Annotated in this window: 18 protein-coding genes and 1 pseudogene; 7 read left to right on the top strand and 12 right to left on the bottom strand. The window is 73.9% G+C overall.

Going from position 1 to position 24,920, the window contains the following annotated elements; genetic code table 11:
- The first annotated feature begins 182 nt into the window (after positions 1 to 182).
- From BZZ08_RS00195 to BZZ08_RS00185, 3 genes are all read left to right on the top strand, one after another.
- Positions 183 to 2,864 (top strand): SpoIIE family protein phosphatase, encoded by a 2,682-nt coding sequence (locus BZZ08_RS00195; protein ID WP_104630045.1) that lies wholly within the window; start codon positions 183 to 185, stop codon positions 2,862 to 2,864.
- Positions 2,865 to 3,023: 159 nt separating this feature from the next.
- Positions 3,024 to 4,196 carry a M23 family metallopeptidase gene (locus BZZ08_RS00190; RefSeq protein WP_104630044.1) on the top strand — a complete coding sequence of 391 codons (1,173 nt, stop codon included), beginning with the start codon at positions 3,024 to 3,026 and terminating at the stop codon, positions 4,194 to 4,196.
- 37 nt (positions 4,197 to 4,233) lie between these two features.
- Positions 4,234 to 5,760, top strand: a complete 1,527-nt coding sequence (locus tag BZZ08_RS00185; protein WP_104630043.1) for a CYTH and CHAD domain-containing protein — start codon at positions 4,234 to 4,236, stop codon at positions 5,758 to 5,760.
- Positions 5,761 to 5,818: 58 nt separating this feature from the next.
- On the opposite strand, the gene BZZ08_RS00180 is transcribed toward BZZ08_RS00185, so the two are convergent.
- Positions 5,819 to 6,187 (bottom strand): hypothetical protein, encoded by a 369-nt coding sequence (locus tag BZZ08_RS00180; protein ID WP_104630042.1) that lies wholly within the window; start codon positions 6,185 to 6,187, stop codon positions 5,819 to 5,821.
- A gap of 210 nt (positions 6,188 to 6,397) precedes the next feature.
- On the opposite strand from BZZ08_RS00180, the gene BZZ08_RS00175 reads away from it, so the two are divergent.
- Positions 6,398 to 8,944, top strand: coding sequence for a discoidin domain-containing protein (locus tag BZZ08_RS00175; protein WP_104630041.1), 2,547 nt, complete (start codon positions 6,398 to 6,400; stop codon positions 8,942 to 8,944).
- A gap of 64 nt (positions 8,945 to 9,008) precedes the next feature.
- Here BZZ08_RS00175 and BZZ08_RS00170 read toward each other — a convergent pair whose 3' ends face one another.
- The 4 genes from BZZ08_RS00170 to BZZ08_RS00155 form a co-directional block, all read right to left on the bottom strand.
- Positions 9,009 to 12,383 carry a pyruvate carboxylase gene (locus BZZ08_RS00170; protein WP_104630040.1) on the bottom strand — a complete coding sequence of 1,125 codons (3,375 nt, stop codon included), beginning with the start codon at positions 12,381 to 12,383 and terminating at the stop codon, positions 9,009 to 9,011.
- Between the two features lie 129 nt (positions 12,384 to 12,512).
- Positions 12,513 to 13,514, bottom strand: a complete 1,002-nt coding sequence (locus BZZ08_RS00165) for an ACP S-malonyltransferase (protein WP_104630039.1) — start codon at positions 13,512 to 13,514, stop codon at positions 12,513 to 12,515.
- A complete protein-coding gene (locus BZZ08_RS00160; protein WP_104630038.1) occupies positions 13,511 to 14,797 on the bottom strand; it encodes a beta-ketoacyl-[acyl-carrier-protein] synthase family protein in 1,287 nt (428 codons plus the stop codon). Before BZZ08_RS00160 ends, BZZ08_RS00165 begins: the two co-directional genes overlap by 4 nt.
- Complete coding sequence (locus BZZ08_RS00155) at positions 14,794 to 15,072, bottom strand: acyl carrier protein (RefSeq protein WP_104630037.1); 279 nt, start codon at positions 15,070 to 15,072, stop codon at positions 14,794 to 14,796. Before BZZ08_RS00155 ends, BZZ08_RS00160 begins: the two co-directional genes overlap by 4 nt.
- Positions 15,073 to 15,543: 471 nt before the next feature.
- Between BZZ08_RS00155 and BZZ08_RS00150 the strand changes: the two genes are divergently transcribed.
- Positions 15,544 to 16,431, top strand: coding sequence for a CAP domain-containing protein (locus BZZ08_RS00150; protein WP_104630036.1), 888 nt, complete (start codon positions 15,544 to 15,546; stop codon positions 16,429 to 16,431).
- 36 nt (positions 16,432 to 16,467) lie between these two features.
- Here BZZ08_RS00150 and BZZ08_RS00145 read toward each other — a convergent pair whose 3' ends face one another.
- Genes BZZ08_RS00145 through BZZ08_RS00135 form a run of 3 tightly spaced genes read right to left on the bottom strand, consistent with a single transcriptional unit; the run spans position 16,468 to position 18,880 of the window.
- On the bottom strand, positions 16,468 to 17,796 hold the full coding sequence (locus BZZ08_RS00145) for a sensor histidine kinase (protein WP_104630035.1): 1,329 nt from the start codon (positions 17,794 to 17,796) through the stop codon (positions 16,468 to 16,470).
- The gene (locus BZZ08_RS00140; protein ID WP_198601189.1) at positions 17,793 to 18,482 is read right to left on the bottom strand and encodes a response regulator transcription factor; all 690 of its coding nucleotides are present in this window, start codon (positions 18,480 to 18,482) and stop codon (positions 17,793 to 17,795) included. The genes BZZ08_RS00145 and BZZ08_RS00140 overlap by 4 nt, the downstream gene beginning before the upstream one ends.
- 53 nt (positions 18,483 to 18,535) lie before the next feature.
- Entirely contained in the window at positions 18,536 to 18,880 is a 345-nt protein-coding gene (locus tag BZZ08_RS00135; protein ID WP_241965297.1) for a hypothetical protein, read from the bottom strand.
- Between BZZ08_RS00135 and BZZ08_RS00130 the strand changes: the two genes are divergently transcribed.
- On the top strand, positions 18,873 to 19,094 hold the full coding sequence (locus tag BZZ08_RS00130; protein WP_104630337.1) for a hypothetical protein: 222 nt from the start codon (positions 18,873 to 18,875) through the stop codon (positions 19,092 to 19,094). The two genes, BZZ08_RS00135 and BZZ08_RS00130, sit on opposite strands and share 8 nt — an antisense overlap.
- Before the next feature lie 3 nt (positions 19,095 to 19,097).
- Here the strand turns inward: BZZ08_RS00130 and BZZ08_RS00125 are convergent, their stop codons facing one another.
- Positions 19,098 to 20,801, bottom strand: coding sequence for a cellulase family glycosylhydrolase (locus BZZ08_RS00125; protein ID WP_104630033.1), 1,704 nt, complete (start codon positions 20,799 to 20,801; stop codon positions 19,098 to 19,100).
- Between the two features lie 205 nt (positions 20,802 to 21,006).
- On the opposite strand from BZZ08_RS00125, the pseudogene BZZ08_RS00120 reads away from it, so the two are divergent.
- Positions 21,007 to 21,315, top strand: a pseudogene (locus BZZ08_RS00120) (MerR family transcriptional regulator); the annotation flags it as partial.
- Here the strand turns inward: BZZ08_RS00120 and BZZ08_RS00115 are convergent.
- From BZZ08_RS00115 to katG, 3 genes are all read right to left on the bottom strand, one after another.
- On the bottom strand, positions 21,258 to 21,524 hold the full coding sequence (locus BZZ08_RS00115; protein ID WP_104630032.1) for a hypothetical protein: 267 nt from the start codon (positions 21,522 to 21,524) through the stop codon (positions 21,258 to 21,260). The pseudogene BZZ08_RS00120 and the gene BZZ08_RS00115 overlap by 58 nt on opposite strands.
- A 57-nt stretch (positions 21,525 to 21,581) precedes the next feature.
- Positions 21,582 to 22,583 carry a phosphotransferase gene (locus BZZ08_RS00110; RefSeq protein WP_104630335.1) on the bottom strand — a complete coding sequence of 334 codons (1,002 nt, stop codon included), beginning with the start codon at positions 22,581 to 22,583 and terminating at the stop codon, positions 21,582 to 21,584.
- A 94-nt stretch (positions 22,584 to 22,677) separates the two neighbouring features.
- Positions 22,678 to 24,900, bottom strand: a complete 2,223-nt coding sequence (gene katG, locus BZZ08_RS00105) for a catalase/peroxidase HPI (RefSeq protein WP_104630031.1) — start codon at positions 24,898 to 24,900, stop codon at positions 22,678 to 22,680.
- Positions 24,901 to 24,920: the final 20 nt, after the last annotated feature.

The raw sequence follows: 24,920 nt of genomic DNA, 5'->3' as shown, positions 1-24,920 counted from the left end.
TGCCAGACCCGGGGCCCTCCACCGGCACGAACCTGCCACGTCTGTCCTCCGCCGGCGCCCGTCGTCCCCGGGCTTTCACCAGGTGGCTTCACCCGACCGGCGGACAGGAGGGTCGCCGGGAGCGGGGCGCGCCGCAACGGCGCGCGCTGCGGGGCGGGCCGTGCGGGGCCCACACTGAGGTCATGGGTTACCCCGATCCGCCGCCGGCGGCGGTGTCACGGCGTTTTCCCGACCGACCGGTGAGCGTCGCGGCGGCCCGTCGGTTCGTGCGCGCCGCGCTGGACGGTGCCCCCTCGGACCTGGTGGGAACGGCCCAGCTCCTGGTCAGCGAGCTGGTCACCAACGCGGTGCTGCACGCGCGCACCGAGATCGAGGTGAGCGTGGCACGCCTGGACGGCCGGGTGCGCGTACGGGTCGGTGACCGGCGGCCGAGCCGTGGACTCGTACCGCAGCGCTGCTCGCCGTACGCCGGTACGGGGCAGGGGCTGGCGCTGGTGGAGCGGCTGGCCTCCCGGTTCGGGGCGGACGACGCCGACGGGGGCAAGACGGTGTGGTTCGAGCTGTGGCACGAGGGTCCCCCGCCGCCGTCGGCCGGGTGGGAGACCACCGTGCCGCCGCTGCCCGCCGAACGGACGGTGTCGCTCGTCGACATGCCGACCGCCCTGGAGTCCGCGTGCCGGCAGCACCGGCACGCGGTGCTGCGTGAGCTGACCCTCGCCGCGTCCGCGGGAGACCCCCTCGGCGTGCCGCCCGAGGACCTCGTGGCGGCCCACGACGTCAACAACGTGATCAGCGCCGGTATGGCGGCCGCGCCGGCGGGACCGGCCCCCGAGTCCGGTCTGCGCACCCTGGCCCTCCCCCTGTCGGCCGCCGCCCTGCCGGCGGTGCGGGCGCTGCGCCGCGTGCTCGGCCTGGCCGAGGCGCGGGCACGGGAGGAACGGCTGCTCACGCTGCCGGCCCTGCCCCGCGGCCGCGCCTTCCAGGACTGGCTCTTCGACGAGATCGCCGGGCAGCTGACCGGGGGGCCGCCCACCGCGTGGACCGTGGTCCCCCGCGCGCCTGAGGTCAGCTCCGCCGAGCTCGTCCCGTGGGACGTCGGCCAGGTGCGGGCCAGCAGGATGCCGACCGTCGCCGCCGACGAGGGCAACCGGATCGTGGCGACCAACGGGGCCGCGGCGGACCTGCTGGGCTGGGACCCGGACGACCTGGTCGGGCGCCGTCTCACCACCCTCGTCCCCGAGCATCTGCGCGAGCGGCACACGGCGGCGTTCACCTCGATGCTGCTCACCGGCCGGACCCGCATCGTGGGCCGCTCGGTGCCGCTTCCGGCGCTGCACCGCGACGGCCGGCTGGTTCCGGTGCGGCTGTACATCCAGACCCAGGAGACGGCCGACGGCCGCACCGTCTTCGTCGCCCAGCTCGTCCCGCGGGCGGCCACGTTCCTGGGCGGTCCCCGGACTCCCGGCAGGATCCGGGAGGCGGCCGTCGGGGAGCCCGACGGGGGCCGGGCACCGGCCGGTCCGGACGCCGGTGCCGGGACGGACGGAACCAGGACGGCCGGTGCCCGGGGCGGCCTGACGGCGCTGGACCGGCTCACCCTTCTGGCCGAACTCGCGGCGCAGCTCAACAACACGCTGGACCTGGACGAGGGGCTGCAGCGGGCCGGCCGGCTGCTGACGCGGCGGCTGGCCGACTGGTGCGTGGTGGACCTGTTCACCGCCGACGCCCGGGTGGACCGCGTCTGCGTCGTCCACCGGGACCCCCGGGCCCTGCGTCCGGGGGCGTACGAGGGGACGCTCTCGGAGGTCGCCGAGGAGTCGCGGGGCCCGCTGGCCCGGGTGCTGCGCGGCGCCGGGCCGCTCCTGCTGACCGACGCACCGCAGCCGGGCCAGACCGGGAGCGCGCTGGACCGGGCGTATGTCGACCTGTTCCGGGACCTGGGGGCGGGCAGCGCCGTCGTCGCTCCGCTGCGGGCCCGCCGCAAGATCTTCGGCGCCCTGACGCTGGCCCGCGCGTCCGGCGGCCCGCCGTTCACGGAGGAGGACCTCACGCTGGTCGACGACCTGGTGCACGGTCTGGCGCTGGGGGTGGACAACGCCCGTCTGTACCAGGACACCCGCTCCATCGCCGAACGGCTCCAGCGTTCGCTGCTCCCGGTGCTGCCGGAGGTCGAGGGTCTGCGGCTGGCCGCCCGCTACGCCGCCTCCTCGACCACCGCGCAGGTCGGCGGGGACTGGTACGACAGCTTCGTCCTGCCCGGCGGGAACACCGCGCTGGTCATCGGCGACGTCACGGGTCACGACCTCGACGCGGCCATCGCGATGAGCCAGTTGCGCAGCATGCTCCGAGGCATCGCGGTGGACCGCGAGGAGCCGCCCGCGGAGGTGCTGCGCCGGCTGGACCTGGCGAACCACAGTCTCCACCGGGAGGCGACCGGCACCTGCGTCTACGGTCTGATCAAGGGGCCTCCCGAGGGCCCCTGGGAGCTGACGCACTCCTCCGCCGGCCATCCGCCGCCGCTGCTCACCACCCGGGACGGCCGGACCCACTACCTCGACGGCGGTGCCGGCCTGCTGCTCGGCATGGACCCCCATGCGGCCCGGAGCACGGCCCGTGACGCGCTGCCGGCCCACTCGACGCTCCTGCTGTACACCGACGGCCTCGTCGAGCGCCGCGACGAGCCCCTCGACGAGGCCCTGGACCGGCTGCGCCGGCACGCCGCCGACCTGGCCCGCGAGCCCCTCGACACGTTCTGCGACGAGTTGTTGATCGGTCTGGGGGCGGACAGCGCGGACGACATCGCGGTCCTCGCCGTCCGGCCCTCGCCGCCCTCGACCGCGCGGCCCGGGTCGCCCCGGGGGTGACGGCCGGGACAGGTCGTCGTCCGCGTGCCCCGGTGGGGCGGACGGGCGCCGGGTGCCGTGCCCGTTCGGGCATCTCCCGCTGCCTCGACGGCTCCTGACGCCGGCACAGGAGAGGCGATAGCGTCCCCTCGTGAGTATCACGTCCCGGCGAGCGGCCAGATGAACGACGAGCGGCTGACCGTGGCGCAGACGCCCGACGGCACGAACGGCCCCCGACCGGCCGGGAACCGGCCGGAGCCGCCGGACCGGCCGGACCGGCCGGAGCAGCGGGAGCAACCGGAGCAACCGGAGCAACCGCGCAAGCGAAAGCGCCGCGGACCGGGGCCCTTCACCCTGTTGCTGCTGCCGGGGCTCCTGACCGTCACCGGTGTGGCCGCCTTCCTCGCGCTGGGCGGACTGCCCGACCCGTGGCCCGACGACTCCGACACCGGCGCGTCCGCCGGGGCCGACATCGATCCCTCCTACGTCCCGTGGCTGCGCAAGGCCGCCTCGGCCTGCACCGTGCTTGAGCCGTCCGTGCTCGCCGCGCAGATCGACCAGCTCTCGGGCTGGGTCGACGACTCGGACGACCTCTCGGGCCAGAAGGGCATCGCCGCCTTCACCGACAGCGAGTGGCGGACCTGGGGCAAGGACGACGACGGAAACGGGAAGTCCTCGCCCCGCGATCCGGCGGACGCCATCATGGCGCTGGGCCGGCGGGACTGCTCGCTGGCGAAGAAGGTCACCGAACTGCGCACCGAGGGCCGGGTCAGCGGCGACCTCGTGGAGCTGACCCTGGCCGCGTACGCCGCGGGACCGGCCGCCGTGACCGAGGCGGGGCGTGTCCCCGCGGATGCGAAGACGTACCTCGACGAGGTCCAGGCCCTGCTGCCACGTTACGAGGCACTCGACCGGGAGGACTCCGGCGGCGGCGCGGGCGGCCCCGCGGGCGCCCTGCTGACCGCGCCGGTGAGCCCGCTCACCATCACCTCGCCCTTCGGGTCCCGGGAGCACCCGCTGACCGGGGTGACCAAGCTGCACACCGGCGTGGACTTCGCCGCCCCGCAGGGCGCGCAGGTCGTGGCGGCACGGCGGGGCCGCGTCGTGTTCGCCGCGCTCACCAGCGCCTACGGCAACCGCATCGTGATCGACCACGGGACCATCCAGGGCAAGCGGGTGGAGACGACCTACAGTCACCTCTCCTCCCTGGGCGTGGCCGTGGGGCGGACCGTGGAGGCCGGGACCCCGATCGGGCGGGTCGGTTCCACCGGTCTGTCCACCGGCCCCCACCTGCACTTCGAGGTCATCCTCGACGGGTACTACACCGATCCGCGCCCCTGGCTGGCCACGTAGGGGGTTTGATTCGGCGGATCGCGTCGAAGACCACAGCATGACCCAGTCGAAGCGCGAGACAGAGCGGAAGTACGAACCCCCCTCCGGCGGCGTCGCCGGATTGCCCGACCTCACCGGCGCCGGGCCCGTCGCCTCGGTGACCACGGCCGGGCCCGAGGAACTCGACGCGGTGTACCACGACACCGAGGATCTGCGGCTCGCCCGCTCCTCGGTCACGTTGCGCCGGCGTACGGGCGGTCCGGACGCGGGCTGGCATCTGAAGCTGCCGCTGGCCGGGGACACCCGGGAGGAGGTGTGGGCCGCGCTGTCGGACGACGTGCCCGAGTCGCTGCGCGAGCTGGCCCTGTCCCGCACGCGGGGTGCCGAGCTGCGTCCGGTCGTACGCATCCGGTCCACCCGGACCGTGCGTCGGCTGCGGGACGCGGACGGCAGGGTGCTCGCCGAGCTGAGCCTCGACGAGGTACGCGCGGACGCGTCGGCGTCCGGCGGTGGCCGCGCCGAGTGGGGCGAGCTGGAGGTCGAACTCGCGGACGGTGTGCCCGCCGGGCTGCTGGACGTCGTCGAGAAGAAGCTCCGCAAGAAGGGGATCGTCCGCGCCGACTCCCCGTCCAAGCTCGCCCGGGCGCTGCGGGAGACGGGGACGGAGGTGGACCGGGAGCCTCGCTCGGCGGTGGTGCCCGGGTCCGCGGGCGCCTACGTGCTCGCGTATGTGAGTGAGCAGGTGGGCAAGCTGGTGTCGTTGGATCCGGCGGTCCGCGGTGACCTGCCCGACGCGGTGCACCAGATGCGCGTCACGTGCCGACGGCTGCGCGGTTGCCTGCGCTCGTACCGGTCGGTGCTCGACCGGCGGGTCACCGATCCCCTGCGCGCGGAACTGCGCTGGCTGGCCGGTGAGCTGGGAGCGGCGCGGGACCAGGAGGTGCTGGGCGAACGGATCGGCGCCGCGGTGGCGGAGCTGCCGGACACACTCGTGCTGGGTCCCGTGGCCGCCCGGCTGCGCGTCTGGGAGGTGTCCCAGGGCGGCGAGGGGCGGTCCCGTACGCGGGAGGCGCTGGCCACGCCTCGTTACCTGCGTCTGCTGGACGCGCTGGACTCCCTGGTCCGGCGACCGCCGCTGCGCGCCAAGGCCGCGGGGAAGCCCGCCCGTACGATGGCCCGGGCGGTGCTCAAGGAGTACGGCCGTCTCGCCGGACGGATGGAGCGCGCGATGGCGCGGCCGGCCGGCCGGTCGCGGGAGGCGGAGCTGCACGAGGCGCGCAAGGCGGCCAAGAAGCTCCGCTACGCGGCCGAGGTCGCGCGTCCCGCACTGGGCAAGCCGGTCGCCCGGCTCGGCAAGCGTGCCAAGGCGGTGCAGCGACTGCTCGGCGACCACCAGGACGCCGTGGTCGCCCAGGACACCTTGCGGGAGTTGGCGGTGGCCGCCCACGGGGCGGGTGAGTCGGCGTTCACCTGGGGACTGCTGCACGGCCTCGAACGGGCGGGGGCCGAAGCTCGGCAGCAGGAGCTGCCCGAGGTGTGGCGGGCGGCGTCGGACCCCGCGCTGCGGGCACCGCTCGAACACTGAACGGCGGTGCCGTCTCGGCGAGTCGGCCGCTTCGCGCGCCGTACGGCACGGGCCGTTCTCACGCGGCGCGCGCCCGCTCCGGCAGCGCGCGCAGCGGCGCCGCCGGGGTGCGGGTGGCGCTGACCCGGTAGGTGATCCGGTCCGGGTCGGCGAGCGGCTCGCCGAGAGTGATCCGGCCCGCGGCGTGCAGCGCGTCGCACTCGGCGGTCGGCAGCGCGGCGTAGCAGCCGCCCCGGCCGGTGGCGGAGTCCAGGGGGCGCCAGTAGCTGTATCTGCGCCGTCCGTCCGCCCGCACGGTGACGAAGACGGGTGTGCGCGCGTCGGTGACGATGCGCAGGATCTCGGTCTCGGCGGCACCGATCCGGGCGGGGCGCCTGGCACCACGGAAGTCGGCGGTCTGCGGACGGGCGGCGGCGGTGAGCGGCATCGGCGGTGGCCTTTCCAGGTCAGTGACTCGAGAACGCCTACCCGGTCCGGCCGGAGTTGATCTCGATGGACCGCATTCTTCAGCACGGCACTGACAACTCCTGTCCGGAGTCTTGCCGGATCAAAGGCTCACCACTTAAATCACACCTTGAACTAAGCCGCCGCGTCACGCGGTTGACCGGTCCTGTCCGCATCCCCAGAAAGCGCCCGCATGAGACTGAGATCCTTGGGTGTCGCGCTCGTCGCCACGGCGGCGCTCGTCACCCTCCCCGCCCCGATGACGGCCACCGCGGCCGACACTCCCCTCTCCCAGGGCCGGACGGCCACGTCGTCGTCGGCCGAGAACGCCGGAACGCCGTCCGGCAACGCCGTCGACGGCGACACGACCACCCGCTGGTCCTCGGCCGCGAGCGACGACCAGTGGCTCCAGGTCGACCTCGGCGCCACCGCCTCCGTCACCCGGGTGGTGCTCGACTGGGAGGCGGCCTACGGCAAGGACTACAAGATCCAGCTCTCCCAGGACGGGAGCACCTGGAGCGACGCCAAGTCGGTCACCGGCGGCGACGGCGGCACCGACACGCTCGACGTCTCGGGCCAGGGCCGCTACGTCCGCATGCAGGGCGTCCACCGGGCCACCCCCTGGGGCTACTCCCTGTGGGAGTTCCAGGTCTTCGGCACCACCGGCGGCACCACGCCGGGCGGCTCGTGCGGCACCGCCAACGCGGCGCAGGGCAGGCCCGCCTCCGCCTCCTCCGTGGAGAACGCCGGGACACCGGCCGCCGCGGCCTTCGACGGCGACGCCGGCACCCGCTGGTCCAGCCAGGCTTCCGACCCGCAGTGGGTGCGGGTCGACCTGGGCGCCGTACAGGACCTGTGCAAGGTGGACCTGAACTGGGAGGCCGCCTACGCCAAGGACTTCCGGATCGAGGCATCCTCGGACGGGCAGAACTGGCAGACGCTGAAGAACGTCACGGGCGCCACCGGGGGCAAGACCTCCTACGACGTCAGCGGTTCGGGCCGCTACGTCCGCGTCCACGGCACGGCCCGCGCCACCGGCTACGGCTACTCGCTGTGGGAGGTCGCCGTGCACACCGGCACCACCGGCACTCCCCCCGTCGAGGGCGGCGGCGACCTCGGGCCGAACGTCATCGTCGTGGACCCGTCCACGCCGAACCTCCAGCAGAAGTTCGACCAGGTCTTCGCCCAGCAGGAGTCCAACCAGTTCGGCGGCGGGCGCTACCAGTTCCTGCTGAAGCCGGGCACCTACAACGGGATCAACGCCCAACTGGGCTTCTACACCTCCCTCTCCGGTCTGGGCCTCAATCCGGACGACACGCAGATCAACGGTGACGTCACCGTGGACGCGGGCTGGTTCAACGGCAACGCGACGCAGAACTTCTGGCGTTCGGCCGAGAACCTCGCCATCACGCCCTCCAACGGCACCGACCGCTGGGCCGTCGCCCAGGCCGCCCCGTTCCGGCGCATCCACGTCAAGGGCGGCCTCAACCTCGCCCCCAACGGCTACGGCTGGGCCTCCGGCGGCTACATCGCCGACTCGAAGGTCGACGGCACCGTCGGTCCCTACTCCCAGCAGCAGTGGTACACCCGGGACAGCTCGGTCGGCGGCTGGACCAACGGCGTCTGGAACATGACGTTCACGGGCGTCGAGGGCGCACCGGCGAGCAACTTCGAGACCGGCCCGTACACCACGCTCGACACCACGCCGGTCTCCCGGGAGAAGCCCTTCCTCTACCTGGACGGCAACGAGTACAAGGTGCGCGTGCCCGCCAAGCGCACCAACGCGCGCGGTGTCTCGTGGCCCGCCAACGCCGGAGGCACCTCCCTGCCGCTCAGCCAGTTCTACGTGGTCAAGCCCGGCGCGACGGCGGCCACCATCAACGCCGCCCTCGACCAGGGCCTCAACCTGCTGTTCACGCCCGGTGTCTACCACATCGACCAGACCATCGAGGTCGACCGGGCGAACACCGTCGTGCTGGGCCTCGGGCTGGCCACGATCATCCCGGACGGCGGCGTCGACGCCCTGCACGTGGCCGACGTCGACGGCGTGCGGCTCGCCGGCTTCCTCATCGACGCGGGTCCGGTGAACTCCGCCGCGCTGCTGCGCATCGGCACGCCGGGCGGCAACGCCGACCACTCCGCCAACCCCACCACCATGCAGGACGTGTTCATCCGCGTCGGCGGCGCGGGACCCGGCAAGGCCACCGACTCCGTCGTGGTCGAGAGCGACGACGTGATCATCGACCACACCTGGATCTGGCGGGCCGACCACGGCGAGGGCGTCGGCTGGGAGACCAACCGCGCCGACTACGGCCTGCGGGTCAACGGCGACGACGTCCTCGCGACCGGGCTGTTCGTCGAGCACTTCAACAAGTACGACGTCTACTGGAGCGGGGAGCGCGGCCGGACCATCTTCTTCCAGAACGAGAAGGCGTACGACGCCCCGAACGAGGCCGCCATCACCCATGACGGCATCGTCGGCTACGCGGCCTACAAGGTCGCCGACTCGGTGAACGTGCACGACGCGGTGGCGCTGGGCAGTTACTGCAACTTCACCGCCGACCCGGGCATCGTCCAGCAGCACGGCTTCCAGGTGCCGGTCAAGCCGGGCGTGCGGATGCGCAACCTCCAGGTGATCTCACTGGGCGGCATGGGCCAGTACCGCCATGTCGTCAACGACACCGGCGCGGCCACGTCGGGGACGGACACCGTGCCGTCCAAGGTCGTCCAGTTCCCCTGAGGTACGACGACGCGCCCCGCGGCGGTGCGGGGCGCGTCACCCACCGGGCGGGAAGCCCGGTCCCTCAGGCGAGTTGGACGAGCAGGTCGCCGCCCTCGACCTGCTGGATGCGGTTGATGGCGAGCCTGGTCACCGTGCCGGACTTCGGCGCGGTGATGGACGCCTCCATCTTCATCGCCTCGATGGTGGCGACGGTGGCCCCGGCCGCCACCTCGTCCCCCTCGGCGACGGCGAGGGTCACCACGCCGGCGAACGGCGCCGCGACGTGGCCGGGGTTCGCCCGGTCGGCCTTCTCCGTCACCGGGACGTCGGAGGCCGCCGAGCGGTCGCGGACCTGGATCGGGCGGAGCTGCCCGTTCAGGGAGGACATCACGGTGCGCATGCCGCGCTCGTCGGCGTCGCCGACCGCCTGCAGCTCGATGAGCAGCCGGACGCCGGGGTCGAGGTCGACCGTGTACTCCTTGCCCGGGCGCAGCCCGTAGAAGAAGTCCTTGCTGTCGAGGACGCTGGTGTCGCCGAACGAGGCGCGGTGCGTGTCGAACTCGCGGGCCGGTCCCGGGAACAGCAGCCGGTTGAGCGTCGCCCGGCGGTCCTTGTCCAGGCCGCCGCGGTCGTCCTCGGACAGCTCGGCGAGCGGCTTGGCCTCGGCGCGGCCCCGCAGCGCCTTGCTGCGGAACGGCTCGGGCCAGCCGCCGGGCGGGGTGCCCAGCTCGCCGCGCAGGAAGCCGACCACGGAGTCGGGGATGTCGAACCGGTCCGGTTCCGCCTCGAAGTCCGCCGGGGAGACACCCGCTCCCACCAGGTGCAGGGCCAGGTCGCCGACCACCTTGGAGGAGGGAGTGACCTTCACCAGGCGGCCCAGCATCCGGTCGGCGGCGGCGTACATCGCCTCGATGTCCTCGAAGCGGTCGCCGAGGCCGAGCGCGACGGCCTGGGTGCGCAGGTTGGAGAGCTGACCGCCGGGGATCTCGTGGTGGTAGACGCGCCCCGTCGGGGAGGCCAGGCCCGCCTCGAAGGGCGCGTAGACCTTGCGGACGCTCTCCCAGTACGGCTCCAGGTCGCCGACGGCCTGGAGGTCGAGGCCGGTGGGCCGCTCGGTGTGGTCGGTGGCGGCCACGATCGCCGACAGGGACGGCTGCGAGGTGGTCCCGGCCATGGACGCCACCGCGCCGTCGACGGCGTCCGCGCCGGCCTGGATCGCGGCCAGGTAGGTGGCGAGCTGGCCGCCGGTGGTGTCGTGGGTGTGCAGGTGCACCGGCAGGTCGAACTCCCGGCGCAGCGCGGAGACCAGCGTCGCGGCGGCCGGGGCGCGCAGCAGGCCGGCCATGTCCTTGACCGCCAGCACATGCGCGCCGGCGTTCACGATCTGCTCGGCGAGCCGCAGGTAGTAGTCGAGGGTGTAGAGCCGCTCGAAGGGGTCGGACAGGTCGGCGGTGTAGCACAGCGCGACCTCGGCGACGGCGGTGCCGGTCTGCCGTACGGCGTCGATGGCGGGCCGCATCTGCTCGACGTCGTTGAGGGCGTCGAAGACGCGGAAGATGTCGATGCCGGTGGCGGCGGCCTCCTGTACGAAGGCGTCGGTCACCTCGGTCGGGTACGGGGTGTAGCCGACGGTGTTGCGGCCGCGCAGCAGCATCTGGAGGCAGATGTTGGGCACCGCCTCGCGCAGCGCGGCCAGCCGCTCCCAGGGGTCCTCGGCGAGGAAGCGCAGGGCCACGTCGTAGGTGGCGCCGCCCCAGCACTCCAGGGACAGCAGCTGGGGCAGGGTGCGGGCGACGACGGGCGCCACGGCGAGCATGTCCTTGGTGCGCACCCGGGTGGCGAGCAGCGACTGGTGGGCGTCGCGGAAGGTGGTGTCGGTGACGCCGATGGTGGACGACGCGCGCAGCCGGCGGGCGAAGCCCTCGGGGCCCAGTTCGGCGAGCGACTGGCGTGAGCCGGACGGGGGTTCACCGGTCGGCACGGCCGGCAGCTTGGTCAGCGGGTCGATCAGCTCGGGGCGCTCGCCGTGCGGCTTGTTCACGGTCACGTCGGCGAGGTAGGTCAGCAGCTTGGTGCCGCGGTCGGCGGAGTGCCGGGCGGTGAGCAGGTGCGGGCGCTGCTCGATGAACGAGGTGGTGACCCGGCCGGCCTGGAAGTCGGGGTCGTCCAGGACCGCCTGGAGGAAGGGGATGTTGGTGGCGACGCCGCGGATGCGGAACTCGGCGACCGCGCGCCGGGCGCGGTTCACGGCGGTGGTGAAGTCCCGTCCCCGGCAGGAGAGCTTGACCAGCATCGAGTCGAAGTGGGCGCTGATCTCCGTACCGGCGTGGGTGGTGCCGCCGTCGAGGCGGATGCCGGAGCCGCCGGGCGAGCGGTAGGCGCTGATCTGCCCGGTGTCCGGGCGGAAGCCGTTGGCCGGGTCCTCGGTGGTGATGCGGCACTGGAGGGCGGCACCGCGCAGGGTGATGTTCTCCTGGGCGAGGCCGAGGTCGGCGAGCGTCTCACCGGCGGCGATGCGCAGCTGGGACTGGACCAGGTCGACGTCGGTGACCTCCTCGGTGACCGTGTGCTCGACCTGGATGCGGGGGTTCATCTCGATGAAGACGTGGTTGCCGTCCCGGTCGACGAGGAACTCCACGGTGCCGGCGTTGCGGTAGCCGATCTGCCGGGCGAAGTTCACGGCGTCGGCGCAGATCCGCGCCCGCAGGTCCGGGTCGAGGTTGGGCGCGGGGGCGAGTTCGATCACCTTCTGGTGGCGGCGCTGCACCGAGCAGTCCCGCTCGAAGAGGTGGATGACGTCGCCCTCGCCGTCGGCGAGGATCTGGACCTCGATGTGGCGGGGTTCGACGACCGCCTTCTCCAGGAAGACGGTGGAGTCGCCGAAGGCGGAGGCGGCCTCGCGGGACGCCGCCTCGATGGCCTCGCGCAGTTGGGCGGGCTCCTCGACGCGGCGCATGCCGCGCCCGCCGCCGCCCGCGACCGCCTTGACGAAGACGGGGAAGCCGACGTCGTCGGCGGCGCGCACCAGTTCGTCCACGTCGGTGGAGGGCGCGGAGGAGCCGAGCACCGGTACGCCGGCCTCGCGGGCGGCGGCCACGGCCCGCGCCTTGTTGCCGGTCAGCTCCAGGATCCGGGCGCTGGGTCCGACGAAGGTGATCCCGGCCTCCTCGCAGGCACGGGCCAGTTCGGGGTTCTCCGACAGGAACCCGTACCCCGGGTAGACGGCGTCGGCCCCCGCGCGGCGGGCGGCGCGGACGATCTCCTCCACGGAGAGGTACGCGCGCACCGGGTGCCCCGGCTCCCCGATCTCGTAGGCCTCGTCGGCCTTCAACCGGTGCAGCGAGTTGCGGTCCTCGTGCGGGAAGACGGCGACGGTACGCGCGCCGAGCTCGTAGCCCGCACGGAACGCACGGATCGCGATCTCACCGCGGTTGGCGACCAGCACCTTGCGGAACATTCTTGATCCCTTCAGCCTGCCGGGTGACGAGACCATGGTGTCGGCGCCGTCCTCGGTACGCCATGTGAGCCGGGCCACTCCCGGCTCCCTCATGAAGGCGCGCCGTCGCTGTCGGGTCAAGGGTCCTCGTCACCGCAGGGCGGCGGTGAGGCGGTGGCGGATGCGGTCGACGCCGACCGGGGTGCGGGAGGGTGCGGCGGTGGTGCAGCCGGGCAGGCCGGCCCTGGCCAGGGTGCTCAGCAGCGCCCGGGGTCCGCTGTCGAGGTAGGTGGTGAAACCGGCCAGGCGCAGTGCGCGCAGGGTCCGGTGGAAGGCGAGCGGCTCGCAGAGGTGGGCGGCGGCCACGGTGCGCAGCTGGGCCGGGGTGCGGGCGGGCCCCGCCGTGGTGGCCGTGTACACGGGGAGCGCGGGCGGGGCGACGGGCTGGGCGCGCAGGAGGCGCCGGAAGGTCCGGTGGACCTCGGTCAGCAGGGGGTGGTGGTAGGCGGTGCGGCTGGTCAGCACGGTGGCGCGGCGGCCGAGCGCCTCGGCGGCGCGCCGGAGGGCGGCCAACTGGTCGTCGGGCCCGGCCAGGACCGTCTGGCCGGGGGCGTTGCGGGCGGCGATGCGTACCTGCGGCAGGTCCTCGGCGCGCAGCAGGTCGGCCGCCCGCTCGGCGGTCAGGTCGGTGGCCAGCAGGCCCGCCGCCGGGAGCGCCGCGTCGCGCAGCAGCCGGTCGCGGACGTGGAGCAGGCGGACGCCCTGTTCGAGGGTGATGGCTCCGGCCACGGTGAGCGCCGCGAGGTCGCCCACGCTGTGCCCGAGCACCGCGTGGACGGGCGGCGCCGCGAGGTCGAGCATGAGGGTGGCGGAGGCGACCACGGCGGCGTAGGTGGCCAGGTCGAAGGCGAGGGGGTCGGTGCGCACGAGGCGGTCGGGTTCGGGGGCCGCGGCATCCGTGAGGAGGCGGCCGACCGGTGTGCGGGTGCCGCCGAGCGCGGCGCCGTGGGCGTCCACCGTCCGCAGCACCCGCGAGACGGACGGGACCTCGCGCAGGTGGCGCAGGGCGCCGGGGAGGTAGGCCCCCTGGCCGGGGCACATCAGCACGGTGCGTGGTGTGCCGCCGGCGGGGGCCGGGCGGTCGTTCCTCATGAGGCGTCGGCGAAGGCGAGCGCGACGTTGTGCCCGCCGAAACCCATGCTCGTGGTGACGGCCGCGAGGGGCCCGGAGGGCAGTGCCGCCGGGTCCCGGCCGACGACGTTCAGACCGATCTCGGGATCGATCCGTTCGAGGCTGCACGCGGGCGGTGCCGTCCTGTCCCGCAGGGCGAGGACGGTGAGGACGGCCTCGATGGCTCCGGCGGCGCCGAGGGTGTGCCCGAAAGCGCCCTTGGTGGCACTGACCGCCACGTCGTCGACTCCCTTGGCGAAGACGCTGTGCAGCGCCTGCGCCTCACCGAGGTCGCCGAGCGGTGTGGAGGTCGCGTGGGCGTTGACGTGCTGGACCCGCTCCGGCACGAGCCCCGCGTCGCACAGCGCGGCACCGACGGCCGCCGCACAGCCCGTACCGCCGGGCGCGGGCTGGGCCACGTGGTGGCTGTCGTTGGTGATGCCCGCCCCGGTCAGCCGGCCCTGGACGCGGGCGCCGCGGGCGGCGGCGTGCGCGGCGCTCTCGACGACGAGCATGCCGGCGCCCTCTCCCATCACGAAGCCGTCCCGGTCGGCGTCGAAGGGCCGGGACGCGCCCTTGGGGTCGTCGTGGCGCCGGGAGAGGGCCCGCAGCCGCGCGAACCCGGCGAGGACCAGCGGGTGCAGCGCGGCCTCGGCGCCGCCCGCGACCACGAGGTCCGCGCGGCCGTCCCGGATCATGCCGAGGGCCTGGGCGAGGGCCTCGGCTCCTGAGGCGCAGGCGCTGACGGGGGCGTGCACGCCTGCCTTGGCGCCCACCATCAGCCCCACTTCGGCGGCCGGGTGGTTCGGCAGCATCACCGGGATGGTGCGCGGGCTCACCCGCCCCGCGCCCTGCGTCTCGAGGCGGCGGTTCTGCTCCAGGATGCTGGTGAGGCCGCCCAGGCCCACCCCGACGACCACGGCCACCCGCGAGCCGCTCTCGGCGAGCGCCGACACGTCGCGGAACCCCGCGTCGCGCACGGCCTCACGGGCGGCGACGAGGGCGAACTGCGCCGCGCGGTCGCAGTGCGCCGCCTTGGCCGACGACAGGACCGTCCTGGGGTCGATGGCCGCCGGGGCCGCGAGATAGACCTGCTCGGGCCCGTCCGGATCGCCGAAGTCGACGCGTTCGACGCCGCACACGCCGTCCAGCAGGGCCCGCCAGGTGGCGGACACGTCGCCGCCCAGCGCGGTGGTCAGTCCCAGCCCCGTGACGACGGCGAACCGGTCCTCGGGTGCGGGGTCGGACGCATGTCGTGGGCTCACGCGGTGCCGCCCGCGGGGGCGGTGACGGCCGCGGCGAGGTGGGCGGCGATCTGCCGCACCGTCGTGAGCCGGTCCGCCTGCTCCTGGGGCACCTCGATCTGCCAGCGGTCCTCGATCGCGGCGACCAGCTCCAGCCGGGCCAGCGAGTCCACCCCCAGGTCGTCCTGGAGGGAGGAGTCGGGCTCGATCTCCTCCACGGTCAGGTCCTCGACCGTGGCGGCCAGCAGGTCCCGCAGCTCGTCGAGCAGCTGTCCTTCGTCGGTGGTGGACGGCATGTCCGGTACCTCCTTGCTCCGTGCACGGCGCGCCCGGGGGCGGTGGGCGGGAGGACCCGGCCCCTCGGGCGCGCCGGCAGTGTCCGGCGACCTGCCGGTTCACGCCGACAGGCTGTCCGGCCGGCCGGCGCGGCAATCGCCGGGTACAGGGGGACGGCGGAGCATCGGGGGCACGGGACGGGCTCCTGTGAGCACCCGTGTCCGCCCTTCACCTTGAAGCGCCCCGGGACCGACCGAGGGTGGCGGGCGGCGCGTGCGTATGGGGGCGGGCGGGACTGGGGGGTGGCGCCGTACTTCCTCAACGGACTTTGGCGGCTCTTTTAAGGCTTTCTGAAGATGACCTTCGAACGGGCGTTTCCACGCCGGTCGGGTCCTAGGCTCTCGAACACCCCCCACAGTCCCGGTGGGCGCGGTCGCGTCCACCGGGTACGGGGCTCCGTCAGCCGACCGACAAGCCGAGGTGTCCTGCGTATGGGTTCCCGCCGAGCCGCTCGCCCGTCCCGCTCCCACGCCCGCCCCCGCGGTGGGCTCAGGACCCGCGGTACCGCGCTGGCGCTCGGCGCCGTCACCTTGACGGCGGGCGTCGGGATCACGCTGGCCGTCACCGACGGCGACGACGGCGGGGCCTCGGACCGGGTCGCCGCGAACGCCGCCGACCGGGCGCCGAACACCGAGGACGCGGCGGGCGGTGCGGCACCGCTCGCCTCCACGTCGGCGAGCCCGAGCGCCACGGCGAGCGGCTCGCCGAGCCCGAGCGCCAGGCCGAAGAAGAAGCCGAGGAAGACGGCGAGCCCGACGACCAGCACCGCCGAGGCACCCGCGCCGGCCTCGAAGGCTCCCGTCAGGGCCACCACGAAGAGCGCCGGTGACGGGTCCGGCGGTGGCAGCGGCTCGGGGTCGGGCGGCGGGTCGGGATCGGGCTCCGGCTCCGGCTCCGGCTCCGGCTCGGGTAACGGCTCGGGTTCCGGTGCGACGGGCGGTGCCGAGGCGCAGGTCCTCTCGCTGGTGAACGAGGAGCGGGCCGCGGCGGGCTGTTCGCCGGTAACCGCGAACGACAAGCTGACCCGGGCCGCGGACGACTACAGCGACGTGATGGCGAGCAGCGGGGTGATGTCCCACACGGGCCCCGACGGCTCCACCATGGCGAGCCGGGTCGAGGCCGCCGGCTACCAGTGGTCGACCCTGGGGGAGAACATAGCCCAGGGCCAGGCGGACGCCGCCTCGGTGATGGACTCCTGGATGAACAGCCCCGGCCACCGGGCGAACATACTCAACTGCTCCTTCAAGGAGCTGGGCGTCGGCGTCCACTTCGGCGACGGCGGCCCCTGGTGGACCCAGGACTTCGGCACCGGCCGCTGACGCCGGTCATCGCCGCCCGGCCACCCCCGCCAACCCTCATCGTTCACCGCCGCCGGCCGCACGCGCGTCCGCCAGCGCGAACGACACCGTCACCCGTGCGCCCCCGAGCGGTGCCCGGGTGATCGTCAGTTCGCCGTCCGCCGTACGGGCCGCCCTCGCCACGATGTCCAGGCCGAGCCCGGTGGAACCGCCGACGCTGACGCCCCGGGTGAGGGCCGCCGCCGGGTCCGCGACACCCGGTCCGGCGTCGTCGACCGTGAGGTGCACGTGCCGGTCCCGGCGTTCCACGCGCACGGCGAAGCGGGTGCCCTGCGGGGTGTGCCGGAAGACGTTGCCGATCAGGGCGTCGACGACGGCGGCGAGGTCGTCCTCGGGGAAGGCCACGGGGGTCGGGCGCGGGGTGAAGGACCGTTCGCACAGCCGCTCCTGCTGGGTGGCGAGGACCGACCAGAAGTCCAGGCGCATGGCGACCACCTCGGCGACGTCGCACGGTTTCGCCGTGCCCGTCCCGGTCCCGGCGAGCTGTGCGGCCGCCAGGGGGGTGCGCGCCGCCGCGATGATCGAGTCCAGCTCGCGTTCCAGCTGCCCCGCCGCCTCCGTGACCCGCTGCGCGCCGGGCGTCGCGCCCATCCGGTCGGCCTCCAGGTAGAGGGCGGTCAGCGGGGTGCGCAGCCGGTGCGAGAGGTCGGCGACCAGTTCGCGTTCGACGGCGAGCAGGTCGACGACCCGGTCCGCCATGGTGTTGAACGCCACTCCCGCCTCCTGGAGCTCGGGCGGGCCGTCCGGTTCCACCCGTACTCCGAGGTCGCCGGAGCCGAGGGCGAGGGAGGCGCGTTTGAGGCCCCGGGAGGAGCGGACCACGCGGGCGCCGAGCCGGTCGGCGACCAGCACCGAGCCGCCCACCAGGCCCACGGCGAGCAGGGCCATCACCCCCCAGGAGGCCGTCACGCCCCGGGTGAGGTCGGCGGCGGGCACGTAGGCCTCGACGACCGCGACCCGCTCGCCCCGCAGCACGACGGGCTGGAGGTAGGCCCAGCCGTCCGAGGTGTCCACGGCGAGCGTCTCGCGCCCCCGTACGGCCCGGTCGAGTGCCTCCTCGGGCGCGTGCGGGGTGCCGACGAAGCCGCCGTCGGGCAGCCGTACGGCCAACTGGTCGGCGGAGCCGAGTTCCGCGACGGCCTGCTGGACGTCGGCGCGCCGGGTGGTGAGGGCGAGCACCGGCGAGAGCGCCGCGGCGCGCTGCTCGGCGGCGGTGGTGACCCGGTCGCGGGCCTGTTCGCGCACGAGGAGGGCGAGCGGGATGAGGAAGGACAGCGCCACCATGGAGGTGACGGCCAGGGCGATCCCGGCGAGGGCACGTCTCATGGCGCGCTGACCAGCTTGATGCCGATGCCGCGCACGGTGTGGAGATAGCGGGGCTTTCGCGCCTTCTCCCCCATCTTGCGGCGCAGTGCGGAGAGGTGGACGTCCACCGTCTGGTCCTCCACGTACGGCTGCTGCCACACCTCGGCGAGGATCCGCCGCCGCGAGATGACCTGGTCGGCGTTGGCGGCCAGGTAGGCCAGCAGGTCGAACTCGCGGCGGGTGAGGGGCAGTTCCCGTCCGGCGAGGTGGGCGGTGCGCGCGGTGGGGTCGATGCGGAGGTCGGCGACCTGGAGGACGGGCAGCCGTGCGGCCCGGAGGTCGGCGGGCGCGGAGCGGCGGAGCACGGCGGCGAGCCGGGCCGCGAGCTGGCCCCCGGAGAAGGGCTTGACCATGTAGTCGTCGGCCCCGGCGTTGAGCAGCCGGATGATCTCGGTCTCGTCGTCCCGGGCGGTGGCGACCAGCACCGGGACGCGGGATATGCCCCGGATCATCCGCAGCACGTCGAGTCCGTCCAGGTCGGGCAGGCCGAGGTCGAGCACGACGATGTCCGGCGGGCTCTGGGTGATCTCGCGCAGCGCCTCGAAACCCTGGTGTGCGGTCTTCACCGCGTAGCCGTGCCCGGTGAGGACCTCGATCAGCGCGGCCCGGATCACAGGGTCGTCCTCGACGACAAGTACGGAGGCCATGGGCAGGCACGTTAGCCGGTCCGTCACTATGGTGTCGTGTCCCGCCTCCTGCGCTATCTGATCATCTGGCTGTCCTGCACGGCGGCCAGTGTGACGGCCGTCATCATCACCATCCACTTCGTGGTGGGGTCGACCCGGCCGACGGCGCCGGTCGCGCAGACGGCGCCCGAGGAGTTCCCGGCCCCGCCCCGCCCCACCGTCTCCAAGACCGTGACGGCCACTCCCAGCCCGTCGCCGACGAGCCGGAAGCCCAGCCCGGAGCCGTCCCGCACCAGCGCGCGGCCGCCGGAGCCGACCGCGACCCCCACGCCGACGCCGAGCCCCCGCACCACGGCCCCGCGACCTCCCGCGAGCGGGGGCGACCCGGGCTGCGAGGAGGGCGGGGCGGGCGTGTACACGGTGCCTTCCGAGGGCGGCAAGGCGACCGTGCGGTTCGGTGATGGCGGGGTGTGCCTGATCTCGGCGGTGCCGAACCAGGGTTTCACGGTGCGTACGGAGCAGGGCGCGCCGCAGACGCTGAAGGTGACGTTCACGGCGAGCCGCCACCGCTCGGAGATCACCGCGACGACGCAGCCGCAGAGCCGGGCCGACGTCCGCGAGGTGTCGTGGTGACGGTCACGTCGTGGCGCAGGAGGCCCCGTTCAGGGTGAACGCGGTCGGGGCGCTGTTGGTGCCGCCCTTGTGGGCGGTGAAGCCGAGGGTGACCGTGCCGCCGGCCGGGATGGTGGCGGTGTAGGGGGCCGGGGCGACGCTGACCGCGCCCGCGTTCTGGGTGGCGGTGCCTCCCCACATGGTGGTGACGGTCTGGCCGTCGGCGAAGGCGAAGGCGAGCGTCCACGGGCCGACGGCGGCGCTCCCGGTGTTGCGGACGGCGATCTCGCCCTGGAAGCCGCCCGGCCACTCTCCCACGACGCGGTAGCCGACGGAGCAGGCGCCGCCCGGGGTGCCGCCGTCCTCGTCGGTGGTGACCTCCACGGCGGCGGAGCGGGCGGAGCGGTTGCCCGCCGCGTCGCGGGCGCGGACGGCGAAGGTGTACCTGGTGGCGGCGGTGAGTCCGGTCACGGTGGCGGTGGTGCCGGCCGAGGAGGCGACGGTGGTCTCGGTGCCGTCGCCGACGCGGACGACGTCGTAGCCGGTGACCGCGGTGTCGTCGGTGGCCGCGGTCCAGCCGAGGGTGACGGAGGTGTCCGTGACCGCGGTGGCGGTCGGGGTGCCGGGAGCGGTCGGGGCCTGGGTGTCCGGGGCGTCGCCGCCGTAGACGGTGGCCTCCTTCGAGGTCTGGGCGATGCCGTTGGCGCCGTGGAAGATGCGTTCGCCCCAGCCGCTCAGCCTGCTCGGGTCGAAGTCGAGCGCCAGGTCGAGGACCGGGTCGGTGTTGCCGCTCCACGACCAGGCCAGGTAGCCGAGGCCCAGTCGCTCGGCGGTGGCCATCATGGTGTCCTCGTCCGGGTCGCCGTACTGGTCGGCCGGACCGCCGAACTCACCGATGAGGATGGGCAGTTCCGCGTCGGCGAACGCGTTCAGGTAGTCGGTGATCTCCTGGGCGGTGTCGAAGACGCTGTACATGTGGATGGAGAAGATCAGGTTGCCGGTGGGGTCGGCCTCGTAGACGGACCGCGCGTTGGCGCGCATGACGCCCTGCCAGTCCTGGCCCCAGTTGGGGGCGTCCACCATGATCGTGTGCTGGAGCCCGGCGGCGCGCAGCTTCTTGACGGCCGCCACGGTCGGCTCGGTCCAGCCCGCGGGGTCGGTGTTGCCCCAGGGCTCGTTGCCGATGTTGACGACGACGTAGTCCTCCTGGCCGGCCAGCACGTCCTTGAGGCCGATCCAGTAGTCGGCGGCGTGGTCGAGGGTGCCGGCCGCGGCGTCCTCGCCGTAGCCGGTGGTGTCGTGCACCTCCAGCACGCAGATCAGCCGGTTGGCCTTGCACTGCCCGATGACGGCGGCGACGTCCTCGGGGCCGTTCTCGCTCCAGCGGTACCCGTCGGAGAGGACGACCCGGACGCTGTTGGCGCCCAGCGCCTTGACGTCCGCGAGCGACTGGGTCTCGCCGGGGTACCAGGTGTGGGCGTGGTTGACCCCGCGCATGACGAAGTCGTTGCCGTTGCCCTCCACCAGCCGGCCTTCGCTGATGTGCAGGCCGGCCGCCTGCACACCGGCCGACCGGTCGCCGGCGGCCCGGTCCGCGGGCGCCTGGGCCACGGCGGCGCCCGGGCAGAGGGCACCGACGACGACCAGCCCGATCAGCGCGGCGAGACCGGCCACCAGGCGGGCCGCGAGGGTCTTCGGTGCGGAGGTATCGCGTCTTGCTGAGCGCACGGCGACTCCAGGACTGAGTAGTGCGGACACGGGGGCGGGTGACGGTGGGGTGGGTGGTTCCCGTACCGTGGGAGCGCTCCCACGAGCCTCCATGAAACTCACTGCGCCGCGTACACGTCAAGACCGCGGACAGAAAACGCTTGCTCCGCCCGGGGCCGGGCGGGCCCGGTACGTCGGCGGAGCACGCCCACGGCTCCGTACCCGACGACGCACCGGTGCGTCGGGGGAGGCGCTGGACGGGTTCGTCACCGCGCACACGAGTGCGTACGGGGGTGCGGGACACTCCCGGCTTCCGCCACCGGCTGGCCGGGCAGCTCGCGGCTGATCCCCGGCTGGACCGCTACTGGGAGCTGGTGGCCGAGATGAACACCGCGCCGAGCGGGCGGAGCCGACCCCCGGGACGGCGCGCGACTGGCTGCTGGCGGCACTGACCCGTCAGACGGAGGCGGCGCCGGATCAGGGCACGTCGCCCCGCCAGTCGAAGCGGCGGGCGTCGCCCGGCCTCGGGGCGTAGGCGGAGCGGCCGCCCGGGCCGTAGCGGCCTATCTCCGTCGGCAATGCGACCGAACGGTCGCGCTCCTGCGCCGTGAGGTCCGTGACGTCCAGCAGCAGACCGTCCAGGGGGCCGCCCACCAGATGGGCGTAGACGCGCCCGGCGCGCGGCCCGGGGCTGTCGTGGTCGGCGCCGTAGACCCTGCCCCGCATGAACTCCACCTCATCCATGAGGTGAAGCCTCGCATCCGCCACTGACAACGGCCCGCGCGCCGGGACCGGCCGCCGCTACAGAGGGGGTTCGTCCAGCAGTTCGAGAAGGCAGCGTGCGCCCGCCGCGGCCGTCGCGGCACCGGCGTCGCCGGACACGGTGGGGAAGAGCCTGCCGTAGGCGGCGGCGCGGTTCAGGGCGCTGAGCCGCCAGGCGAGGCCCACCGCGCGCCGCAGCTGCGCGGGTGTACGTCCGGCGCCCGTCCAGGGTTCGAGGTAGGCGTCGCGCAGGCGCGGCAGTACCCGCGTCCCGTAGCGCTCGGCAGCCCGGCGGGCGGGGACGGCGAAGCTGGAGAAGGGGTGGGCGACGACGGCGTCACCCCAGTCGAAGAAGGTGAACCGGCCGGGCGCGGGGTGGAAGAGCTGGCCGTCGTGCAGGTCCGCGTGGTCGAGGGAGTCGGGGACGCCCAGGTCCGCGAGTTCCGCGCACCAGTCCGGCAGGCGGGGGCGCAGTTCCCGGAGCGCGGCCCGGTCCCGGGACGGCAGCGGGGTCTCGTCGAGCCGGTCGAGGACGCCGGGCAGCGCGTCGGCGGGCACGGCCGGCACACCGAGGCGTTCGATCTCGCTCGCGCGCGGGGTCAGGGCGTGCTGCACGGCCGCGTACTGGCGCAGGAGTTCCTCCCACGCGCCGGGAGCGACCGTCTCCCGTGCCAGGACGTCCCGGAAGAGCGGTCCCCCGTCGGGCAGCAGCGACCAGCCCCGGCCGGGGTCCACCGCCAGCGGCTCCAGTACGTGCCCGGGGACCCAGCGGGCCAGCGCAGCGGTCAGTGCGCCCTCGAAGGCACTGGCCGGCGGGTTCGCCTTGAACCAGACGGAGTCGCCTCCCTCGACGCACAGCCGCAGCAGGACGGACCACGGCCGCAGCCGCACCCGCCACCGTCCCGTCGGCCGCAGGCCACGGGCGGCCAGCCGGGCCTCGATCCAGCCGATGGCCTCGGTGCGCCAGGCCGGTGCTTCCCAGGGGGTGACGGTGTCCTGGTACCGCCCCCGGTCCACGGCCGTCGGCGTGTCACTGAGCATCACGCCATCCCAGCACCGTGCGCCGCGGACGGCCACCGGATTTCGCCCGCCTTCGGGGGCCCTGGGACGGGACTCCGGAGGCGGGTGAGGCGGATCAGGCCAGGTCGAAGCGGTCGAGGTTCATGACCTTGACCCAGGCGGCGACGAAGTCGTGCACGAACTTCTCCTTGGCGTCGTCGCTCGCGTAGACCTCGGCGAGCGCCCGCAGCTCGGAGTTCGAGCCGAACACCAGGTCGGCGCGGCTGCCGGCCCACTTGACCTCGCCGGTGGCGGCGTCGCGTCCCTCGAAGGTCGTCTGGTCCTCGGACGTCGACTTCCACGTGGTGCCCAGGTCGAGCAGGTTGACGAAGAAGTCGTTGGTCAGCGAGCCGGGCGTCCGGGTGAACACGCCGAGCTGGGACTGCTGGTGGCCCGCGCCCAGCACGCGCAGGCCGCCGACCAGGACGGTCATCTCGGGTGCGCTCAGGGTGAGCAGGTTCGCCCGGTCGAGGAGCAGGTACTCGGCCGGCAGCCGGTTGCCCTTGCCGAGGTAGTTGCGGAAGCCGTCGGCGGTCGGTTCGAGCGCCTCGAACGACTCGGCGTCGGTGTGTTCCTCCGTCGCGTCCACGCGGCCCGCGGCGAACGGGACCTCCACCTGGAAGCCGGCTTCCTTGGCGGCCTTCTCGACGGCGGCCGAGCCGCCGAGGACGATCAGGTCGGCCAGGGAGACCTTCTTCGCGCCGGACCCGGAGTTGAACTCCCGCTGGACGCCTTCCAGGACGCGCAGCACCTGCGCCAGCTCGTCGGGCTCGTTGACCTCCCAGCCGCGCTGCGGCTCGAGGCGGATGCGGGCGCCGTTGGCGCCGCCGCGCTTGTCGCTGCCGCGGAAGGTGGACGCCGAGGCCCAGGCGGTGGTCACCAGCTGCGCCACGGACAGGCCGGACTCGAGGAGCTTGGTCTTGAGGGTCGCGACGTCCTCGGCGTCGATGACCCCGCCCTCGGGCTCGGGCAGCGGGTCCTGCCAGAGCAGGGTCTCCTCGGGCACCTCCGGGCCGAGGTACCGGGACTTCGGGCCCATGTCACGGTGGGTCAGCTTGAACCAGGCGCGGGCGAAGGCGCCCGCGAACTCCTCCGGGTTCTCGTAGAACCGGCGGGAGATCGGCCCGTAGACGGGGTCGAGGCGCAGCGACAGGTCGGTGGTGAGCATCCGCGGGCGGTGCCTCTTCGACGGGTCGTGCGCGTCGGGGATGATCTCCGGGGCGTCCTTGGCCACCCACTGGTTGGCGCCGGCCGGGCTCTGTTCCAGCTCGTACTCGAACTCGAAGAGGTTCTTGAAGAAGCCGTTGCCCCACTGGGTGGGCGTGCTGGTCCAGGTGACCTCCAGGCCGGAGGTGATGGCGTCGCCGCCCTTGCCCGTGCCGTGGGTGCTCTGCCAGCCGAGGCCCTGCTGCTCCATGGCGGCGGCCTCGGGGTCGTCGCCGACGGCGTCGGCGGGACCGGCGCCGTGGGTCTTGCCGAAGGTGTGTCCACCGGCGATCAGCGCGACGGTCTCCTCGTCGTTCATCGCCATGCGGCGGAACGTCTCACGGATGTCGCGGGCGGCGGCGAGCGGGTCCGGATTGCCGTTGGGGCCCTCCGGATTGACGTAGATCAGGCCCATCTGGACGGCGCCGAGCGGGTTCTCCAGCTCGCGGTCGCCGGTGTAGCGCCGGTCGTCGAGCCAGGTGGTCTCGGGGCCCCAGTAGACGTCCTCCTCGGCCTCCCAGACGTCGGCGCGGCCACCGGCGTAGCCGAAGGTCTCGAAGCCCATCGTCTCCAGGGCGACGTTGCCGGTGAGGACCAGCAGGTCGGCCCAGGAGAGGTTCTGGCCGTACTTCTTCTTGACCGGCCACAGCAGGCGGCGGGCCTTGTCGAGGTTGCCGTTGTCCGGCCAGCTGTTGAGCGGGGCGAAGCGCTGCTGGCCGGCGCCCGCGCCGCCGCGGCCGTCGCTGATGCGGTAGGTGCCGGCGCTGTGCCAGGCCATCCGGATCATCAGCGGGCCGTAGTTGCCGAAGTCCGCGGGCCACCAGTCCTGCGAGGTGGTCAGCACCTCGGCGATGTCCTGCTTCACGGCCGCCAGGTCGAGGGCGTTGAAGGCCTCGGCGTAGTCGAACTCCTCGCCCAGCGGGTTGGCGACGGCCGGGTTCTTGGCGAGGATCTTCAGGTTGAGCCGCTCCGGCCACCACTGGCGGTTGCCGCCACCCTGCGTGGGGTGCGGGGCGCGTCCGTGGGCGACCGGGCAGCCACCCGTCTCCTCGGCCTTCGCGTCGGTCACGATGGCGTCGTGGTTCTCGGACATGGGAATCCTTCCGGACGGGG

The sequence above is a fragment of the Streptomyces sp. MH60 genome, assembly GCF_002939385.1.
Lineage (GTDB): Bacteria > Actinomycetota > Actinomycetes > Streptomycetales > Streptomycetaceae > Streptomyces.
The sequence above is the reverse complement of the archived record's forward strand: the minus strand, read 5'-3'. Positions and strand labels throughout refer to the sequence as shown.

Bases quoted from the DNA above. Each gene is read 5' to 3' on its own strand.
- BZZ08_RS00190 (WP_104630044.1), top strand. From the start codon at position 3,024: ATGAACGACGAGCGGCTGACCGTGGCGCAGACGCCCGACGGCACGAAC.
- BZZ08_RS00170 (WP_104630040.1), bottom strand. From the start codon at position 12,383: ATGTTCCGCAAGGTGCTGGTCGCCAACCGCGGTGAGATCGCGATCCGT.
- BZZ08_RS00115 (WP_104630032.1), bottom strand. From the start codon at position 21,524: ATGGATGAGGTGGAGTTCATGCGGGGCAGGGTCTACGGCGCCGACCAC.
- BZZ08_RS00155 (WP_104630037.1), bottom strand. From the start codon at position 15,072: ATGCCGTCCACCACCGACGAAGGACAGCTGCTCGACGAGCTGCGGGAC.
- katG (WP_104630031.1), bottom strand. From the start codon at position 24,900: ATGTCCGAGAACCACGACGCCATCGTGACCGACGCGAAGGCCGAGGAG.
- BZZ08_RS00185 (WP_104630043.1), top strand. From the start codon at position 4,234: ATGACCCAGTCGAAGCGCGAGACAGAGCGGAAGTACGAACCCCCCTCC.
- BZZ08_RS00175 (WP_104630041.1), top strand. From the start codon at position 6,398: ATGAGACTGAGATCCTTGGGTGTCGCGCTCGTCGCCACGGCGGCGCTC.
- BZZ08_RS00145 (WP_104630035.1), bottom strand. From the start codon at position 17,796: ATGAGACGTGCCCTCGCCGGGATCGCCCTGGCCGTCACCTCCATGGTG.
- BZZ08_RS00150 (WP_104630036.1), top strand. From the start codon at position 15,544: ATGGGTTCCCGCCGAGCCGCTCGCCCGTCCCGCTCCCACGCCCGCCCC.
- BZZ08_RS00110 (WP_104630335.1), bottom strand. From the start codon at position 22,583: ATGCTCAGTGACACGCCGACGGCCGTGGACCGGGGGCGGTACCAGGAC.
- BZZ08_RS00140 (WP_198601189.1), bottom strand. From the start codon at position 18,482: ATGGCCTCCGTACTTGTCGTCGAGGACGACCCTGTGATCCGGGCCGCG.
- BZZ08_RS00195 (WP_104630045.1), top strand. From the start codon at position 183: ATGGGTTACCCCGATCCGCCGCCGGCGGCGGTGTCACGGCGTTTTCCC.
- BZZ08_RS00180 (WP_104630042.1), bottom strand. From the start codon at position 6,187: ATGCCGCTCACCGCCGCCGCCCGTCCGCAGACCGCCGACTTCCGTGGT.
- BZZ08_RS00165 (WP_104630039.1), bottom strand. From the start codon at position 13,514: ATGAGGAACGACCGCCCGGCCCCCGCCGGCGGCACACCACGCACCGTG.